Annotated in this window: 15 protein-coding genes; 4 read left to right on the plus strand and 11 right to left on the minus strand. The window is 69.9% G+C overall.

Annotation, left to right across the window (positions count from 1 at the left end; translation table 11 throughout):
* Positions 1–24: 24 nt before the first annotated feature.
* A complete protein-coding gene (locus ACF3M1_RS07105) occupies positions 25–1,674 on the minus strand; it encodes an acetolactate synthase large subunit (protein ID WP_394004869.1) in 1,650 nt (549 codons plus the stop codon).
* Between the two features lie 347 nt (positions 1,675–2,021).
* Positions 2,022–3,365 (minus strand): exodeoxyribonuclease VII large subunit, encoded by a 1,344-nt coding sequence (xseA, locus tag ACF3M1_RS07110; RefSeq protein ID WP_394004870.1) that lies wholly within the window; start codon positions 3,363–3,365, stop codon positions 2,022–2,024.
* Between the two features lie 111 nt (positions 3,366–3,476).
* Here xseA and ACF3M1_RS07115 point away from each other — a divergent pair, with 111 nt between their 5' ends.
* A complete protein-coding gene (locus ACF3M1_RS07115) occupies positions 3,477–5,675 on the plus strand; it encodes a TonB-dependent receptor (RefSeq protein WP_394004871.1) in 2,199 nt (732 codons plus the stop codon).
* A 64-nt stretch (positions 5,676–5,739) separates the two neighbouring features.
* Positions 5,740–6,273, plus strand: a complete 534-nt coding sequence (locus tag ACF3M1_RS07120; RefSeq protein ID WP_394004872.1) for a copper chaperone PCu(A)C — start codon at positions 5,740–5,742, stop codon at positions 6,271–6,273.
* Between the two features lie 346 nt (positions 6,274–6,619).
* On the opposite strand, the gene ACF3M1_RS07125 is transcribed toward ACF3M1_RS07120, so the two are convergent.
* Together ACF3M1_RS07125 and ACF3M1_RS07130 are read right to left on the minus strand one after the other, a co-directional pair.
* A complete protein-coding gene (locus ACF3M1_RS07125; protein WP_394004873.1) occupies positions 6,620–7,195 on the minus strand; it encodes a response regulator transcription factor in 576 nt (191 codons plus the stop codon).
* The gene (locus tag ACF3M1_RS07130) at positions 7,192–8,433 is read right to left on the minus strand and encodes an ATP-binding protein (protein ID WP_394004874.1); all 1,242 of its coding nucleotides are present in this window, start codon (positions 8,431–8,433) and stop codon (positions 7,192–7,194) included. The genes ACF3M1_RS07125 and ACF3M1_RS07130 overlap by 4 nt, the downstream gene beginning before the upstream one ends.
* 117 nt (positions 8,434–8,550) lie before the next feature.
* Here ACF3M1_RS07130 and ispG point away from each other — a divergent pair, with 117 nt between their 5' ends.
* Together ispG and ACF3M1_RS07140 are read left to right on the plus strand one after the other, a co-directional pair.
* The gene (gene ispG / locus ACF3M1_RS07135; RefSeq protein ID WP_394004875.1) at positions 8,551–9,846 is read left to right on the plus strand and encodes a flavodoxin-dependent (E)-4-hydroxy-3-methylbut-2-enyl-diphosphate synthase; all 1,296 of its coding nucleotides are present in this window, start codon (positions 8,551–8,553) and stop codon (positions 9,844–9,846) included.
* Positions 9,836–10,549: a phosphatase PAP2 family protein gene (locus tag ACF3M1_RS07140; protein ID WP_394004876.1), complete on the plus strand. Its 714-nt coding sequence runs from the start codon at positions 9,836–9,838 to the stop codon at positions 10,547–10,549. The genes ispG and ACF3M1_RS07140 overlap by 11 nt, the downstream gene beginning before the upstream one ends.
* Before the next feature lie 580 nt (positions 10,550–11,129).
* Here the strand turns inward: ACF3M1_RS07140 and ACF3M1_RS07145 are convergent.
* The 7 genes from ACF3M1_RS07145 to ACF3M1_RS07175 all read right to left on the minus strand — a co-directional run bounded on the left by ACF3M1_RS07145 (position 11,130) and on the right by ACF3M1_RS07175 (position 18,047).
* Positions 11,130–11,663 carry a DUF2939 domain-containing protein gene (locus ACF3M1_RS07145; protein ID WP_394004877.1) on the minus strand — a complete coding sequence of 178 codons (534 nt, stop codon included), beginning with the start codon at positions 11,661–11,663 and terminating at the stop codon, positions 11,130–11,132.
* A 94-nt stretch (positions 11,664–11,757) separates the two neighbouring features.
* The gene (locus ACF3M1_RS07150) at positions 11,758–12,444 is read right to left on the minus strand and encodes a DUF2461 domain-containing protein (protein WP_394004878.1); all 687 of its coding nucleotides are present in this window, start codon (positions 12,442–12,444) and stop codon (positions 11,758–11,760) included.
* Complete coding sequence (gene sbcB / locus ACF3M1_RS07155; RefSeq protein WP_394004879.1) at positions 12,441–13,898, minus strand: exodeoxyribonuclease I; 1,458 nt, start codon at positions 13,896–13,898, stop codon at positions 12,441–12,443. Before sbcB ends, ACF3M1_RS07150 begins: the two co-directional genes overlap by 4 nt.
* Before the next feature lie 103 nt (positions 13,899–14,001).
* On the minus strand, positions 14,002–15,381 hold the full coding sequence (locus ACF3M1_RS07160; protein WP_394004880.1) for an FAD-dependent oxidoreductase: 1,380 nt from the start codon (positions 15,379–15,381) through the stop codon (positions 14,002–14,004).
* Positions 15,378–16,646, minus strand: a complete 1,269-nt coding sequence (gene kynU, locus ACF3M1_RS07165; protein WP_394004881.1) for a kynureninase — start codon at positions 16,644–16,646, stop codon at positions 15,378–15,380. The genes ACF3M1_RS07160 and kynU overlap by 4 nt, the downstream gene beginning before the upstream one ends.
* Entirely contained in the window at positions 16,643–17,026 is a 384-nt protein-coding gene (locus ACF3M1_RS07170; RefSeq protein WP_394004882.1) for a 5-carboxymethyl-2-hydroxymuconate Delta-isomerase, read from the minus strand. Before ACF3M1_RS07170 ends, kynU begins: the two co-directional genes overlap by 4 nt.
* A gap of 10 nt (positions 17,027–17,036) precedes the next feature.
* The gene (locus ACF3M1_RS07175; RefSeq protein WP_394004883.1) at positions 17,037–18,047 is read right to left on the minus strand and encodes an amidohydrolase family protein; all 1,011 of its coding nucleotides are present in this window, start codon (positions 18,045–18,047) and stop codon (positions 17,037–17,039) included.
* Between the last annotated feature and the right edge of the window lie 135 nt (positions 18,048–18,182).

Raw genomic sequence — 18,182 nt, forward strand, 5'->3', positions numbered from 1 at the left:
CGGAAAGAAAATACGCGGCGCGGATCAGTCGATCGCGGCGCTGCGCGCGGGAATGTCGGTATTGAGCAGGGCGTCGTCGTCGGAATAGTCGATGGCGAGATCGATCAGGTCCACGCCAGGCGTGTCCAGTGCGGTGCGCAGGATGTCGGCGAACGCGACAGCGCTGTCCGGACGATGGCCGCGCGCGCCGTAGCTCTGCGCATAGCGCACGAAATCGGGATTGCCGTAATCCATGCCGTAGACCGGGTAATCCTCGTGCTGCTGCTTCCACTTGATCATGCCGTAGGCATCGTCGCGCAATACGATGACCACGAGATCGAGCTTCAGCCGTACCGCGGTCTCGAGCTCCTGCGAATTCATCATGAAGCCGCCGTCGCCGCAGACCGCGACGATCTTGCGGTCGGTGTGCACCAGCTTCGCCGCGATCGCCGATGGCAGGCCCGCGCCCATCGTGGCGAGCGCGTTGTCGAGCAGCAGGGTGTTCGGTTCACGGCAGCGGTCGTTGCGTGCGAACCACAGTTTGTAGAGGCCGTTGTCGAGACACACGATGTCTTGCGGGTCCAACGCATCGCGCAGTGTCCTGACGAGATGCGGGCCGTGGACGGGGAAGCGGTCATCGGATGCGAGTTCGGCGATGTTCTCGCACAGTGCGGTGCGCACGCGGTCGAAGAACGCGAAGTCCCAGTGTGGCTGCGGCGCATCCAGCGCTTCGGCCAGCTGCCACACCGTATTGGCGATGTCGCCGACGACTTCGATCTGCGGGAAATACACCTGGTCGACGACGGCACTTTCGTAGTTCACGTGGATCACCGTGCGCCGGCCGCCGCGCATGAAGAACGGTGGCTTCTCGATGACATCATGGCCGATGTTGATGATGCAGTCGGCCGCGTCGATCGCGCGGTGCACGAAATCCTTGTCCGACAGCGCGGCGGTGCCGAGCCACAGAGGATGCGTCTCGTCGAGCACGCCCTTGCCCATCTGCGTGCTGAAAAACGGGATGCCGAGCCGGTCGACGAAGGCGCGCAGCATCCGCGCCGTGGTCTTGCGGTTGGCGCCCGCGCCGAGCATCAGCAGCGGATGCTTGGCGTTTCGGATCGCCTCGGCCGCATGCGCGATCGCCTTGTGCTCGGCCAGCGGCCGGCGCGTGTAGGGCGCGGGCAGCAGGCGTGCATCGGTGTCGTCGCCGGCGATGTCCTGCGGCAGCTCGAGATGGGTCGCGCCCGGGCGCTCTTCTTCCGCGCGCTGGAATGCATCGCGGACCCGCGCCGGAATGGCATCGGCGGACACCAGCTGGTGGGTCGACTTGGTCAGCGGCCGCATCATGTCGACCACGTCGACGATCTGGAAATGCCCCTGCTTGCTGGTGCGGATCGGCTTCTGCCCGGTGATCATCAGCATCGGCATCGCACCGAGCTGCGCGTAGGCGGCCGGCGTGACGAGATTGGTCGCGCCGGGGCCGAGCGTCGACAGGCAGACGCCGGCGTTGCCGGTCAGGCGACCGTAGGTCGCGGCCATGAAGCCGGCGGCCTGTTCGTGACGGGTGAGGACGAGCGCGATATCGGATGCGCGCAGGGATTCGAGCAGGTCGAGATTTTCCTCGCCGGGAATGCCGAAGACGTGGGTCACGCCCTCGGCTTCGAGCGCCTGGACGAACAGGTCGGACGCCTTGGTCATCGTGCGGGAACTCCGTCGTGACGTGGGCGCCCAGCATGACAGCGCTGGCGTGAGCGACAGGCGAGGCGGGGTGGGATGCTCTGTTCGGGTCGGGATCGGCGATGTCGGTGGCCGTGTGTTTCCGGCGTCGGACATTTAGGGGTTACGGGGAACGCCCTTCGCGCGCGAGCGCGCTCCTACACGGGAGCAACGCGCCTGTAGGAGCGCGCTCGCGCGCGATGAGGCTGTACCAGGAGTGCCCCCGTCCGCGCGCCGCGGACGATTCTCACGAAACCCGAACCGCCCGGTGCAACGCCGGTGTCGGCGCCGGCGCCGATTGCAGCGGCGGTCACGCCGTGATCGACCGCTCAGGATTCCGACGACTCCACCCGCACATGCAGGCGGCCGTCGGTCAGCCGCGCCTGCAGCGCATCGCCGGGCGCCACATCGTCGATGCGCCGGACCACGGTGCCGTCCTCGCGTTGCAGGATGCTGTAGCCGCGCGCGATCGTCGCCAGCGGGCTCACCGCTTCCAGCGAACGTGCGAGGCCCCGCAACTGCAGCGCGTCGCGCTGCAGGCGACGGCGCAGGGCCGCTTCGGGGCGCGCGCGCAACGCGTCCAGCTGCTGGCGCAAGGCCTGCAGCCGACGCTGCGGAGAACCGGCCTGCAGCCCCACGGCGGCGTGACGGACGCGTGCGCGTTGCTGCTGGAGCTGGCGGTCGAACGCCGCGGCCAGCCGCCGCATCGCCGTGTCCTGACGAACGCTTAGCGCATCGAGCCGCGCCTGCGGGCGCAACGCCTGCAGCCGCAGGCCGAGCCGGTCGATGCGCTGGTGCCGGTCCTGCAGCGCACGCCGCTGCGCGGTCTCGACATGGCGCTGCAGCTGGCGCGTGCGCCCGAGCAGATCGATCCGGTCCGGTGTCAGCAGTTCGGCCGCAGCCGATGGCGTCGGCGCGCGCAGATCGGCGGCGAAATCGGTGAGGCTGAAGTCGGTCTCGTGACCGACCGCCGACACCACCGGCACCGGCGAGTCCGCGACCGCACGCACCAGGGCTTCATCGTTGAACGCCCACAGGTCTTCCAGCGAGCCACCGCCACGGGTCAGCAGCAGGACGTCGTAGCGGCCCGATGCCGCGGCCGCCTGCAGCATGCGCAGCAGCTGGGCCGGCGCCTCGGTGCCCTGCACCAGGGCCGGCAGGATGTCGACCTCGAGCAGCGGAAACCGCCGGCCCAGCACGCTGAGCACGTCGCGCACCGCGGCGCCCGACGGCGACGTGATCACGCCGAGGCGGCGCGGCAACGCGGGCAGGGGGCGCTTGCGCGCAGCCTCGAACAGCCCCTCGGCCTGCAGACTGGCCTTGAGCGCATCGAACGCGCGGCGCAGCGCGCCTTCCCCGGCTTCCTCCAGCGTGTCGAGGATCAGCTGGTACTCGCCGCGCGCCTCGTACAGCGTGACCCGGCCGCGCGCGCGCACCTGCAGGCCGTCGCGCGGCGCGAAGCGCAGCCACTGGCTCTTGGGTTTGAACAGCGCGCAGCGCACCTGGGCGCGCGCATCCTTGAGGGTGAAGTAGATGTGCCCGGAGGCCGGGCGCGAGACGTTGCCGAGCTCGCCCTCGACCACCACCTGCGGGAATGCGTCTTCGAGCAGTCCGCGGGCGAGGATGTTGAGCTGGCTCGGGGTCAGGACGTCGGAAGCGGGGGCATCGTGCATCGGCACAGGATACCCGGGCGGCCGGGACACGCCCGGGTGCGACACCGGGTCGCATTGGCGGAGACGACGCGCGCACCTAGCCTCGTGGGCCCTCGATCGCGGCACGCGCGCATGACCCGTTTCTCGTTTCCGCCCGGCGCCGGACGCCGTCGCCTGCCGCGCCTGACGCCGTTGGCCCTGCTGATGTCCCTTCCGGGCGCCGCACTGGCCGTCGATGCCGTGCCGCCGGATGCGGTCACCCTGGACCGGGTCGCGGTGACCGGCGCGCGCACCGCGCTCGATGCCGGCGCCGATGGCGGCACGCGGCTGGATCTGTCGATCCGCGAGACGCCGGCCTCAGTGTTCCGGATCGACCGCGACGCGCTCGACGCGCGTGGCGTGCGCAACACCCAGGAGGCGCTGTTCGCGTTGCCCGGCCTGGTCGTCGCCTCGCCGCCTGGCAACGGCAATGCGGTGACCTGGCGCGGCTTTTCAGGCGCCCAGGTCACGCAGCTGTTCAACGGCATCAACGTCCAGTACGCCTCGATCGCGGCACGCCCGGTGGACGGCTGGATGTACGAACGTGTCGAGGCGGTGGGCGGCCCGTCGAGTTTCCTGTCGGGCGCCGGCGCGGTCGGCGGCACCATCGACTATGTGACCCGGCGCGCGCGTTTCGATGACGACGATGTCGGCGGCATCGCCAGCGTCGGCAGCTTCGACAGCCGGGTGCTGGCGGGCGGTATCAACCACCGCATCGGCGGCGCCGATGCGGCGCATGCACTGCGCGTCGATGCCGGCTACAGCGCGCGTGCGGGCTGGGTCGACAACGAGCAACGCGAGGCCTGGACCGGCGCCGCCTCCTGGGCCTGGAGGCTGTCGCCCACGCTGGTGCACACGCTCGCGATCGAGGCGCAGGCCGAAGACGACGCGCGCGTGTACTGGGGATCGCCCGCGGTGCTCGGCGCCGATGGGCGGCTGGGCATCGTGCCCGGCACCGCCGGACGCAACTACAACGTCGGTGACGGGTTCTACGCCCAGGACGTCAGCTGGGCGCGCTCGCTGCTGGAATGGGACGGCGGCACTGCCGGCCGCGTGCGCAATACGCTCTATCGCTACGACGCGCAGCGCGACTACCGCAACGTCGAGACCTACCGCTACACCGCCGCACGCGACGGCGTGCAGCGCTCGGGCGTGCTGCAGCAGCGCCACGACCAGCAGGTGACCGGCAACCGCACCGACTGGACCGTCGACGGTGCCCTGTGGGGACGGCCGACGCAGTGGGCGGCCGGCCTGGAGTTCGCGTGGAACCGGCAGACACGCTATCCGCAATCGATCGCCGGCACGATCGACACCGTGCCGCTCGATGCCCGCACGCCCGGCGATTTCTTCGACATCCCCGGTACGACACCCGGTTACCAGCCCGGTGCCACCAACCGCCTGCGCACGCAGGCGCTGTCGCTGGAGACCATGACCCGGCTGACCCCGCGGCTGGGCCTGCTGACCGGCCTGCGCCACGAGCGCATCGAGCTGGACGTGATCAACCACCGCGCGGCGACGCCGACCAATCCTGCCCGCTGGGGCCGCGCCTACACCGCCGACACCGGACGCGTCGGGCTCAACTTCGACGTCGGCGACAGCGCCAGCGTCTATGTGCAGGCCAGCACCGCGGCCGATCCGCCGTCGGGGATTCTCTCGACCGCCGGTTTCTCCGCGCTGCGCGATTTCGATCTCAGTGAAGGCCGCCAGTTCGAGGCCGGGGCAAAGGGCGCATTCCACGACGGTCGCGGCGCCGCGACGCTGGCGGCCTACCGCATCGTGCGTACCAATCTCTCCATCGCCGATCCCGCCAATCCGGGGCAGACGCTGCCGGTGGGCGAGCAGTCCGCACGCGGGGTTGAGGCGACGCTCGACTGGCGTCCGGTCGAGGCGCTGCGGCTGCAGGCCAATGCCGGCTGGGTGGATGCGCGGCTCGACGATTTCACCGAAACGGTCGCCGGTGTCGTGGTCTCGCGCGCCGGCAACCGGCCGACGAACACGCCGGCGCGGGTCGGCAACCTGTGGATCGATTACGCGCTTGCACCGGACTGGAGCACCGGCGTGGATCTACGCGCCGTGGATGCGCGCCAGGCCAATGCCGCCAACACCGTACAGACCGCCGGCTATGCATTGTGGGGGGCGCACCTGCGCTGGCAGGCCACGCCAGCGATGTCGCTCGAACTGCGCGGCCGCAATCTCGGCGACCGCGTCTATGTGATGCACGCCATCGGCACCGACATGGTGTATCTCGGTGAGCCGCGCTCGGTCGAACTGGCACTGCGCCTGCGCTTGTAGGACAAGCAGGCGATAATCACGTCCACGCTGGCGCCCCCGCGCCGCAGTTCAAGGAGTTTCCGCGATGTCACGACCGACCCTGTTTGCCGCCGGCTGCCTGGCCGCGATTGCACTGGCCGGCTGCCAGCCCGCGTCCGAGGGCGCGGCCACGCCGGCGTCATCCGCCGATCCGGCGGCCGCCGCGTCCGCGCACACCACGCAGGGCGTTCACGTCAGCGATGCCTGGATTCGCGAGACCCCACCCAACGCGGCCGTCGCCGGCGGCTACCTCACGCTGCGCAGCGATGCGGACGACCGGCTGCTCGCGGTAGAAACGCCAGCCTCGGCCAGTGTGGAGATCCACGAAATGTCCCACGCGGGCGGTGTGATGCGCATGCGTGAGCTGTCCGACGGCGTCGAACTGCCTGCGGGCACCGATGTCACGCTGCGTCCGGGCGGCAACCATCTGATGTTCATCGGTCCGGTCGAGCCGGTGCGCGCGGGGCAGACGATCGAGGCGACGCTGCGGTTCGCGAACGCGCCCACGCAGACCGTGCAGTTCGAGGTCCGGCCGCTCGCCGGCGATGCGCCGGCGGCCGAGGGGCATTCGGGGCACTGATCGGAGGCCCTTCCAGGGCGGACGCGCAGCGGGACGAGGCGCGACGGACGCGGCACGGTGCGCACGGGCGGTGCCGATGGAGCCCGCTCGTGCGCGCGTGCGGCACGCGTGTCCGGTGGATTCGCGAGCGGTGGGATCGTGCCCCGAGGTTGCGTGGTGGTTGCCGAGATTCCGTTCGCGCGCCAGCGCGCTACTACAGGAGCTTGGCGTTCCGTCGGTCTGCAGGAGCGCGCTCGCGCGCGAAGGCCTTCCTCTGAACGCGCCATCGCGCGCAGATACGGATGCCTGCAGGCGTTCGGGCCCATGTCGAACCCCGTAATCCGGCCCTGCACAGCCGGGCGCGAACTCACCCGTCCGTCGGTGGCCGCCGCTCCGGCCCCGGCCGCTTGGCGAGCTTGCGCTGCAGCGAGCGGCGGTGCATGCCCAGCAGCCGCGCGGTTGCGGAGATGTTGCCGCCGGTTTCGTTGAGCGCCTGCTGGATGTGTTCCCACTCCAGCCTGTGCAGCGGAATCATCGTCGGGCTTTCGATCGAACCATCGTCGCCCGCATCGGCCGGCGCGGCGGGGTTGGCGAGGTCGGTCTCGAGCAGGATGCGCTGCAGCGTGTCGGCCGACACCGGCTTGGGCAGGTAGTCGTCGGCGCCGCGCTTGATCGCCTCCACCGCGGTGGCGATGCTCGCGTAGCCGGTGACCAGCAGGATGCGCATGTCGGCGCGGATCGCGCGCAGCGGCTCGATCAGCGACAGGCCCGACGCTTCGCCCAGCTTGAGGTCGACCAGCGCGAAATCCGGCGCGATGCGGGTGGCGATGGCCAGCGCGGTCGCGGCATCCGGCGCGATCTCGCACTCGATGCCGCGGCGCTGCAGCGCGCGGCGCAGCGCGTCCAGGTACAGGGTGTCATCGTCGACCAGCAGGCCTTTCATGATGTCGTCTCTGCAGGCGGCGGGAGGTCGGCCGGATCCACCGGCACACGGAAGTGCACGCGCGCGCCGCCGCCGTCGGCCTCGTCCATGTCCAGCTCGCCGCCGAGCTGTTCGATCGCCGCGTGCGACAGCGCGAGGCCGATGCCCAGCCCGTCGGGTTTGCCGCTGCGGAACAGCACCGGCAGGAACGGCGCCTGGGCATCGAAACCGGTGCCGTAGTCGCGGATCGTGCCGTCGAGTACGCCGCTCTCGAGCTGCAGGTGCAGGTCGACGCGGCCGCTGCCGTTGGCCTCGCTTGCATCGGCGGCGTTGTTGAGCAGGGCGAGCAGCAGATGGCCGATGGTGCGGTCCACGCGTTGCTGCGCATCGACGTTGCCGCTGCGTTCGAGCGCGACGGCCGGCCGCACCAGCTGCCAGTGTTCGAGCACTCGGCCGATGTCGACGCGCGTACTGGCGGCCGGATCGGCCGGGTCGGCGAGCGAACGCACGCGGTCGCGGCAGGTGTCGACCAGGCGACGCAGCGTGGCGACGTCTTCGACCCCGTCGTCCGACAGCCGGGCGGTATCCAGATCGTCGAGCAGCAGCGTCATCGTGCCGAGCGGCGTATTGAGTTCGTGCGCGACCGATGCGGCATGGGTGGCCAGCGCCAGGATGCCCTCGTTGCGGACGAAGCGTTCGCGCAGGGCGGTGAGCTCGCGTTCGCGCCGGTCCCGCGCCCCGGCCAGGCGCAGCAGCAGATACAGCACCAGGCCCACCGACAGCACGAAGTTCACCGCCATGCCCAGCAGGTGCAGGTCGAACCCGTCGTGCAGGTGGGGCAGGGGCTGGCCGAACGCGACCGCGAACAGGTAACCGACCAGTCCGGCGAGCGCACTGGCGACCGCCCACGCGGCGGGCAGGGCCATCGCGGTCAGCGCGATCGGCAGCAGGAACAGCGACGCGAACGGGTTGGCGATGCCGCCGGTCCAGGCGATCAGCCAGGACAGCACCGCGGTGTCGACGAGCACATGGGCGAACGCCTCGGCGGGCACCGCATCGCGGGCGCTGCGCAGGCGCAGATGGACCAGCAGGTTGAACACCGCCAGCAGCACGACCGGCCCCCACAACGGGCCCGGGGGCAGGGCCATGTGCAGGCCCTGGGTCGCCCAGAGGATGGTCAGCGACTGGCCTCCGACGGCCAGCCAGCGCAGGCTGTAGAGCGTGCGGACGAGGGCGGTTGCTGGCGGTTGCGGCTGCATCGCCCGCCATCCTAGAGCACCCGTCTCCCCGGCGCCCTGCGGCCAGCGGTCGCACCCGCGCCGGGGGTTTCGCGGCGCGTCAGCGAACACCCCGGCCGGAGCCGGTAAACTGCGCGGATGTCCGCCCAGCCTGCATCCGCCGCCACCGCCTGCCTCTCCGATCCCGTGCGCCTGCCCGAGTTCGGCCCCGCGTCGCGCCGCGGCACCCGCCAGGTTCGCGTGGGTGGCGTCGCCCTGGGCGGCGATGCACCGGTGGTCGTGCAGTCGATGACCAATACCGACACCGCCGACATCGCCGGCACCGCCAAGCAGATCGGCGAACTCTGGCGCGCCGGGTCCGAGCTCGTGCGCATCACGGTCAACACGCCCGAATCCGCCGCCGCGGTGCCGCGGATCGTCGAGCGGCTGGCGATGCAGGGCATCGAAGTGCCGATCATCGGCGACTTCCACTACAACGGGCACCAGCTGCTGGCGGGCGAGCCGGCCTGCGCCGAAGCGCTGGCGAAATACCGCATCAACCCGGGCAACGTCGGGTTCGGCAAGAAGCGTGACACCCAATTCGCCCAGCTGATCGAATTCGCGATGCGCTACGGCAAGCCGGTGCGCATCGGGGCCAACTGGGGCTCGCTGGACCAGTCGCTGGCGGCCACGCTGATGGACGAGAACGCGCAGCGCGCCGTTCCCTGGGATGCCGGACGCGTGCTGCGCGAGGCGCTGATCCGCTCGGCGGTGGATTCGGCCGAACGCGCGGTGGAGCTGGGCCTCGGCCGCGACCGCATCGTGCTCAGCGCCAAGGTCAGCGGTGTGCAGGAACTGGTCGCCGTCTACCGGGATCTCGCGTCGCGCTGCGATTTCGCGCTGCATCTGGGCCTCACCGAGGCCGGCATCGGCAGCAAGGGCATGGTCGCCTCCAGCGCCGCGCTGGCGATCCTGATGCAGGAAGGCATCGGCGACACCATCCGGATTTCGCTGACGCCCGAGCCCGGCGCGTCGCGCACCAAGGAAGTCGTCGTCGCCCAGGAACTGCTGCAGACCATGGGCCTGCGCGCGTTCACGCCGATGGTCACCGCCTGCCCGGGCTGCGGCCGCACCACGTCCGAGTTCTTCCAGGAACTGGCCGGCGTGGTCCAGGACCATGTGCGCGACAAGATGCCGGAGTGGAAGATCACCCACCCGGGCGCGGAGAACATGACGCTTGCGGTGATGGGCTGCGTGGTCAACGGCCCCGGCGAGTCGCGGCACGCGAATATCGGCATCTCGCTGCCCGGCACCGGCGAAGCGCCGTCGGCGCCGGTCTTCATCGACGGCGAGAAGGCGATGACCCTGCGCGGCGAGAACATCGCGCACGAGTTCGTCGCGCTGGTCGACGACTACGTACACCGTCATTACGGGCGCGGTGCCGATGCCGTCTGACGGCGGCGAGGTCATCGCCGAGGGCTCGCGCGAAACCGGCGGATTGCTGCGTCGCCACGGCTGGAAACTGCTGTTGCTGTTCGCCGGCGTGCTGCTGCCGATGTGGGCCTTCATGGAGCTCGCTGACGAGGTCCACGAGGCCGAGGCGATCCCGTTCGACGAACCCATCCTGCTGTTCGCGCAGGCGGCTGCGCACGACGGCTTCGATCGCGTGTTCCTGTTCTTCTCCGAGATCGGTTACGCCAAGGGCGTGGTGCCGGTGGACATCGGTCTGGTCCTGGTGCTGCTGGCGCTGCGGCGCTGGCGCGACGGGCTGTTCGCCGCACTCGCCACGGGCGGCTCGGCCCTGCTCAACCTCGGCACCAAACAGCTGTTCGCGCGCGACCGGCCGAGTCTCTGGGATTCGATCGCGCCTGAGCCGACCTACAGCTTCCCCAGCGGCCATGCGATGGGATCGATGACGCTGGCCCTGGTGCTGGTGCTGCTCGCCTGGCCCACGCGCGCGCGCTGGTGGGTGATCGCGGCGATGGCGGTGTTCGTGCCGATGGTAGGGCTGTCGCGCGTATATCTGGGCGTGCATTACCCGTCCGACATCCTCGCCGGCTGGGCCGCGGCGTCGATCTGGGTGATCGGCGTGTATCTGCTGCTGTACCACCCGCCGCGCCTGGGGCGCTTCGGCAGGGCGGGCTCGACGCGTCCGTAAAATCGCCGGCTGTGCGCGAATTGGCGCGGGCAGCTCACTCTCGCGAAGCTCCATCACGCGCGCAGCAGGGACCGGCAAACGCGCCCGCCGCACGTGTAGGCGCGCGCTCGCGCGCGATGGGGCGTGGGTGGGAAAGTTTCTTCGCGCGCAAGCGCGCGCCGACGGGAGAGGGGCTTGCGGCGATGCATGGGATCCACCCGCGCCCGCCGCGTCCGTAGGCGCGCGCGATGGTGCGTGGGTGGGAAAGTTTCTTCGCGCGCAAGCGCGCGCCGACGGGAGAGGGGCTTGCGGCGATGCATGGGATCCACCCGCGCCCGCCGCGTCCGTAGGCGCGCGCGATGGTGCGTGGGTGGGAAAGTTTCTTCGCGCGCAAGCGCGCGCCGACGGGAGAGGGGCCTGCGGCGATGCATGGGATCCATCCGCGCCCGCCGTGTCCGTAGGAGCGCGCTTGCGCGCGATGGGGCGTGGGCGGGAAAGCGTCTTCGCGCGCAAGCGCGCTCCTACAGGTGAGGTGCTTTGCGGGGATTGCAGCATCACCGCCGTCGCCTCGCGCCCGCCGCGTCATCTGTCGCGGCGGGCGCTAGAGCGGCAGACGGATATCCGACAGCCGCCAGCGCAGCCCCTGGCGGGTCAGCACGAACTCGATCGGACGATCCCGGTCGTCGCGGACCGTGGCGGTGAACCGCGACGGCGACTGGTAGCGGTAATGCGCGTCCTCGAGCGGCGTCGCGCGTGCGGGGTCGGTGTCCGTCCGCGACAGTGGCGCGCCCCCGGCCAGGCTCCACAGCCGCTGGCCGCGCATCAGGGCGCTCAGGCCGACCGGCGTCACCATCATGTCGACGCCGGTGCCGGCGGCACTGCCCGCCAGGCGCAGCCCGATCGCGCCGAGCAGGTTCGACTGCACGTCGCTGCCGGCCTCACGCACGATCGCATCCGCCAGTTGCAGCCGCAGGCTCGCGCGCAGCGCCGGGAAGTCCACCTGCCGCGACAACGCGCGCGAGTCTTCGTTGCGCACCGCTTCGCGGATCGCGTGGATGGTCAGATACGGGCCGGCGGCGACATAGCCGAGCATCAGCACGAGAACAGCGAGGGACAGCCAGCCGAGTCGTTTCATCGGGATCGGATCGAACGGGATGGATCGATTGTCGGAGACGCCGGCGCAGTGCGTGCTGAACGGCCCGCGGCCGCCGCGGGGCCGTGCACGCCGATCAGAACTCCAGATCCAGCGAGGCGCACAGGTAATCGACGAAGGGCGCGAGGGCCAGGAGATCCTTCGCGATCGTCTGCCGCAACTTCGGGCCGGTCATCGTGTCGTCGTCGAGCGTGCGCCAGAACACCCAGTTGCGGTGCTTGAGGTCATCGATGAACTCAAATTGCGGATCGAAGCCACGCGGTGGGCGCACGAGCATCTCGCTGGTCTCGAATTCGAATGCCTTGCGTAACTTCGGCGCGTGCGCAGCGGCTTTCCAGCTGTCCGGGTTGTCGACGATGAACTGGCGGACTTTGCGCTGGGTGTCGGATTCGGGATGCCACAAGCCCGCACCGACGAAGCTGCCGCCGGGCTGCAGGTGCACGTAGAACGAAGGCGCGGCGGTCTCGCGGCGGCGTTCGTGAAACAGGCGCGCGCCCTGCCAGGTCTTGTAGGGCGACTTGTCGTTGGAGAAGCGTGCGTCGCGGTGGATGCGGAACAGCGAGCCGCCGACGGTGCGCGTGTCCGCGCGGAAGTGCGGGCTGACCGCGGCGACGTCCGGCTGCAGATCGCCGATCAGGCGCAGGAACGGCTGGCGCACATGCGCCTCGTACTCCTTGCGATGGTCTTCGAACCAGGGCTTCTCGTTGTGGCGCGCCAGTGCACGGAGAAACTTGAAACTCTTGTCGGAAAAATAGGTGGTCATGCGGACGCCGTGGCGTGGAGCTGGGAGTGCAGGTCGCGGCCCCAGTCGACGAGGGCGTCGAGCAGGGCCAGGCGCTGCGGCTGGTCGGCATTCTCGGCACGCAGCGCGTCGATCTGCGTGAAATAGCTGCCGAAATCCTGTTCGGCCTGGGTGGTGCCGGGTGCGAGGCGGGCGCGGCGCAGGTCATCCCAGCGCAGGCGTTCGTCGGCGTCCAGCAGGTCTGGCCAGTTGCGCGCGCGGTAGCGGAACAGCAGGGCATCGAGGCGCGGATCGTCGAAGCCGTAGTCGCGCGTGCCGAGCTGCGCCGGCGGGGTGGCCCGCACCTGACCCACGCGCCGGCGGTCGCCGTCGCCGAGAAAACCGTCGTAGAGGGAGCCGTCGACATCGGACGGCGCGAACTCGCGTTCGACCGCGAACACGTCGCGGATCTTCGCGACCAGATCCGGCCCGGCCGCACGCAGGCGCGCGGCGCGTTGCTCGACCGCATCAGGATCGATCGACAGCCGGGCGAAATCTTCCGCGCGCAGGTGCGACCAGGCGACCAGCGCGGGACAGCGGTTGCTGTGCACTTCCTTGAGCGGAATCCGCGCGACGCCCTCGGGCAGGTCCTCGCGGCGCGCGAACACGCGCGCGGCGATCGTCGCCGCATCGAGGTCGAGCAACGCATCGGGGTCGGCATCGAGGTCGAACACCACGATCCGGCTGTCGATCCGCGGATGCCGCGCGATCGGCAGCACCGGCGCCGCGCACAGGCGGGCGGCGGGATAGCGCTGCGAGACGTGCAGCACCGGCGTCATCGCGATGGTGTCGAGCATCGATGCGGCATGGCGCTTGTCGCGGAGCCTGGCCGCGTAGTCCCACAGCCGTGGCTGCGCGCGGCGGAACAGCCGGGCCAGGCCGATCAGCGCACGCACGTCCGACAGCGCCTCGTGGGCCTCGCCGGTGCGCACGTCGTTGGCCGCGGCCAGATGCTCGAGCTTGAACGAGGTGGCGCCGTCCTCGCGGGTGGGCCAGACCAGCCCTTCCGGACGCAGCGCATGCCAGAGCCGCATCACGTCGAGCAGGTCCCAGCGCGAGTTGCCGCCGCGCCATTCGCGCTCGTAGGGGTCGAAGAAGTTGCGGAACAGGCCGAAGCGCACGAACTCGTCGTCGAAGCGCAGCGAGTTGTAGCCGAGGGTGCAGGTCTTCGGGCGCGCCATCTCGTCGTGGATGCGTGCGAACGCCGCGGCCTCCGGGTGGCCGACACGCTGCGCGTGCTGCGGCGTGATGCCGGTGATCAGGGTGGCGACGGGCGAGGGCAGCAGGTCGTCGGCGGGGCGGACGAAGAGATCGATCGGGTCATCGATCTCGTTGAGGTCGGCATCGGTGCGGATCGCCGCGAACTGCGCGATGCGCGTGCGTCGGGGGTCGGCGCCGAAGGTTTCGAGATCGTAGAAGAGGAAGCTGTCGGTCATGCGCGGTGCGACCGGTACTGGGTGGCGGCAGTCCGCTGCGACGGCCTAGCCGGGGCCGGGCTAGGCCGTGTCGGCGCGCGATCGTGAACGGACATGCGGTCACTCATGCCGGCACATCCTCCAGTGGCGTCAGCAGGTCGAGCACCTCGGCATCGATCGCTGACCAGTCGAGCGTGTCCAGCGTGGCATGGCCGGCCGTTGCACGCTCCAGGATGCCGCGCTGGATGTCGGTGCGGGTCATCGCCAGCGAGTAGGGGATGCGCATGAAGGTCACCATCGCGTAATGCGGCACGAAGCGCCCCGGATGACGGTCCTGCAGGGCCAGTTCGAGCGCGCGCTGCAGCAGGTAGTCGGCATCGTCGACGCGGTCGCGCATCTCCAGATAGTTGTCGAGCGCCATGCGCTGGATCGCCGCGGCGTCGGGTTTGCGTTCGGCCTCGAAGGCGGCGAAGGCGGCGGCGAGATCGTCGTGGGCATCGAGTTGCCGGGCCAGGGCCACGCAGTCTTCGAACGCGCAATTCATGCCCTGGCCGTGGAACGGCACCATCGCGTGCGCTGCGTCGCCCAGCAGCACCGCGCGGCCGTCGAGATGCCAGCGTTCGAGGTACAGCGTGCCCAGCTGGCCGACGGGGTTGGCGTCCCAGTCGGCATCGAATCGGGGCACCAGCGCCAGCGCCGACGGAAACTCGCGCTCGAAGAAGCGCCGCGCACGCGACGCATCGGGAATCTGGTCGAACGCAGGCCCGCCGTCCGTCTGCGCATGGTGCGGCAGGAACAGGGTGACGGTGAACGTGCGCTCGTCGTTCGGCAGCGCGATGCACATGTAGTGGCCGCGCGGCCAGATGTGCAGCGCATTGGGTTCGATGCGGAAGCCGCCGTCGGCCGCCGGCGGAATCTCCAGTTCCTTGTAGCCGTGATCGAGGAAATCGCTGCGTTCGCCGAGATCGCGCACGCGGTGCATCGCCGAGCGCAGCGCCGAGCCCGCACCGTCGGCACCCACCAGCGCCTCGAAGCGCACCTCGCGTTCACCGCCGTCGCGCGGATCGACGAACATCGCGCGCCGCGAGTCGAAGTTCACGGCCGACAGGCCCTGGTCGAAATGCAGGCGCGCGCCCGCGGCTTCGGCCAAGTCGAGCAGCACGATGTTGAGGTCGCCCCGGTGCACCGACCAGATCACCTCGTCGTCGTCGCGGCCGTAACGCTGCAGCACCGGTTCGGTGTCGCCGACATGGACCATGCGGCCGCGCATCATGATCGCGTGGTGCATCACCGCGTCGTCGGCGTCGGCCGCGCGCAGCGCATGCCGTCCGCGTTCGGCCAGCGCCAGGTTGATCGAACGGCCGCCTTCGTAGCCGCGCACGCGGGGGTCGCCGCGCTTCTCGTACAGGTCGACGTCCCAGCCGCGTCGCCGCAGCAGGATGCCGAGCAGGGCGCCGGCGAGGCCCGCGCCGATGATCGTCAGATGGCGTGTGCCGGTGTTCACGCGTCGCGCCAACGGGCGACCGCGCGCACGAAGCGCAGCACGTCGGCATGCGAGTTGTAGAGCGGTGCGGGCGAGATCCGGATCACGTCCGGTTCGCGCCAGTCGCCGAGCACGCCGTTTGCGGCCAGATCCTCGAACAGTGCGCGGCCCTGCTCGCGACCACCGCGCACGCGCAAGGACAGCTGTGCGCCGCGACGTGCGCGATCGGCCGGGGTGACGATGTCGAGCACGTCGTCGAGCTGGCTGCGGATCAGCGTTTCGAGGTAGCCGGTCAAGATTTCCGACTTCGCGCGCAACGCCGGCATGCCGGCCTCGGTGAACAGGTCCAGCGACGCGCGCAGTGGCGCGAGGCCGAGAATCGGCGGGTTGCTCAGCTGCCAGCCGTCGGCGCCGGGCGTGGGCTGGAAGTCCGGGCCCATCTGGAAACGTGTGGCCTGGTCGTGCCCCCACCAGCCGGCGAAGCGCGGCCGGTCGGTGGTGGCATGCCGCGCGTGCACGAACGCGCCGGCCACAGCGCCCGGTCCGCTGTTGAGGTACTTGTAATGGCACCACACCGCGAAGTCGGCGTTGCTGTCGTGCAGCTGCAGCGGCAGGTTGCCGACCGCATGCGCGAGATCGAAGCCGACGACAGCGCCCGCGGCGTGGCCGAGCCGGGTGATCTCTGCAAGGTCGAAGGCTTCGCCGGTGCGGTACTGCACACCCGGCCACAGCACCAGCGCGAGGCGGTGGCCGTGCTGGTCGATGGCCGCGGCGATCGCATCCATGCCGAACAGGCCGTCGGCGCCGGGCTGCACTTCGATCAGGTCGGTGGCGGGGTCGAAACCGTGGAAGCGCACCTGCGATTCGAGCGCGTAGCGGTCCGACGGGAACGCGCCGGCTTCCATCAGGATCGCGGGGCGCTCCGCGCTCGGGCGGTAGAAGCCGACCATCAGGAAATGCAGGTTCGCGGTCAGCGAGTTCATCGCGATCACTTCGTCCGGCAACGCACCGACCACCTCGGCCAGCTGCGTGCTGAGCAGGCTGTGATAGGTCATCCACTGCGAATTGCCGCGGAAATGCCCTTCGACCGCCTCCATCGCCCACTTGTCGAGCACGTCCTCGACCTGCGCGCGGGCGCCGCGCGGCTGCAGCCCCAGCGAATTGCCGACGAAATAGGCCTGCTCGACATCGCCGAAGCGCGGCATGTGGAACTGCGCGCGAAAGCGCTGCAGCGGATCGGCGGCGTCGGCGGATGCGGCGTAGTCGTCGGTGAACAGATCGGTCATGCGTGGGTCTCCGGCACGACGCTGCCCGCGTACGTGCTCTTGATATAGGTGGCTGCCTGCAGCTCCACCACTTCGACACACAGCTGGCAGTGCAGGTCGAGGGGTGGCAGGCAGGATGCGAGCGCGTCGTGCACGTCGCGTCCCAGCGCGGCCCGGATGTCGTCGGAGCGGCCCGGCATGATCTTCAACGTCGCATGGACGAAGCCGTGGCCGTCATCCGCATTGCCGATCCGGAAATGGTCGAGAACGAGTGCGCGGCTCTTGATCGCGACATCCTCGAAGTGTCCGCTGTCGACGAGCGCGCGATTGGCGGCCCTCAACGCTAGGTCGGGATCGAACCCGTCGAGGTTCGCGGTGTGATGCAGGATGAGATGGGGCATGGGATCGTCGTCAGAGAAACCGGCCGGGCGACAGGCCCAGCCATTCGAGCGCGGTGCCGTGGTACAGGCGCGCTCGCGATGCGTCGTCGAGCGAAATCTCCTCGATGCCGGCGCCGGGTACCTGTTCGCCGAGCGGGAACGGATAGTCGGTGCCGAGCATCACCCGGTCCGCGCCGCAGGTGTCGATCAGATACTGCAGCGCGCGCGGGTCGGCCACCCAGGAATCGAAGTACAGCTGCTTGAGATAGCCGCGCGGGTTGTGCGGATTGTCGGTCGCGACGAGGTCGGGCCGCATGTTGAAGCCGTGTTCGATGCGGCCGATCGTGTACGGAAAGCTGCCGCCGCCATGCGCCATGCAGATCTTCAGTTTCGGCAGCCGCTGCAGCACGCCGCCGAAGATCAGGCAGCACGCTGCGCGCGACTGCTCGGCGGGCATGCCCACCAGCCACGGCAGCCAGTACTTGGGCATCGATTCGCTGCCCATCATGTCCCAGGGGTGCACGAGGATCGCCGCGCCCAGATCGGCCGCGGCCTCGAAGAACGGGAACAGCTCCGGCGCGTCCAGATTCCAGTCGCCGATATGGCTGCCGATCTGCACGCCTTGCAGGCCGAGCTGGTCGACGCAGCGCTCGAGCTCCTGGATCGCCAGCCGCGGCGACTGCATCGGCACCGTGCCGATGCCGGCGTAGTGGCGCGGGTGCGCGGACACGGTCGCGGCCATGTGGTCGTTGAGTGCCTGGTGCAGTTCCAGCGCATGCGCCGGTTTGGCCCAGTAACTGAACATCACCGGCACCGTGCTGATCACCTGCACCTGCACGCCGAAACGCGCGTAGTCGTCGATACGCTCCTGCGCGTCCCAGGTCTTGGACCAGATTTCGCGGAAGAAGCGGCCGTCCTTGTAGATGCGGTGGCGGCCGTCGGCGGTGTGGTGGATCACCGGGAATCGCGCGTCGCCGTACTTGCCCGCCAGGTCCGGCCAGTCGCGCGGCAGATAGTGGGCGTGGATGTCGATCTTCAGCATGGCGGTCAGTGTAATCGCCTCCCTCGGGCAACTCGTGTTGCGCCGCAGTGGACTGAGCAAAGGTCAAGCTTCCGCTCAGCTGCATGCTGATTGCGCGCCGTCATCCGAAGCGCCTCGTCGTCGAATCAATGGCCG

The organism is Luteimonas sp. WGS1318 (assembly GCF_043187535.1).
GTDB lineage: Bacteria > Pseudomonadota > Gammaproteobacteria > Xanthomonadales > Xanthomonadaceae > Luteimonas.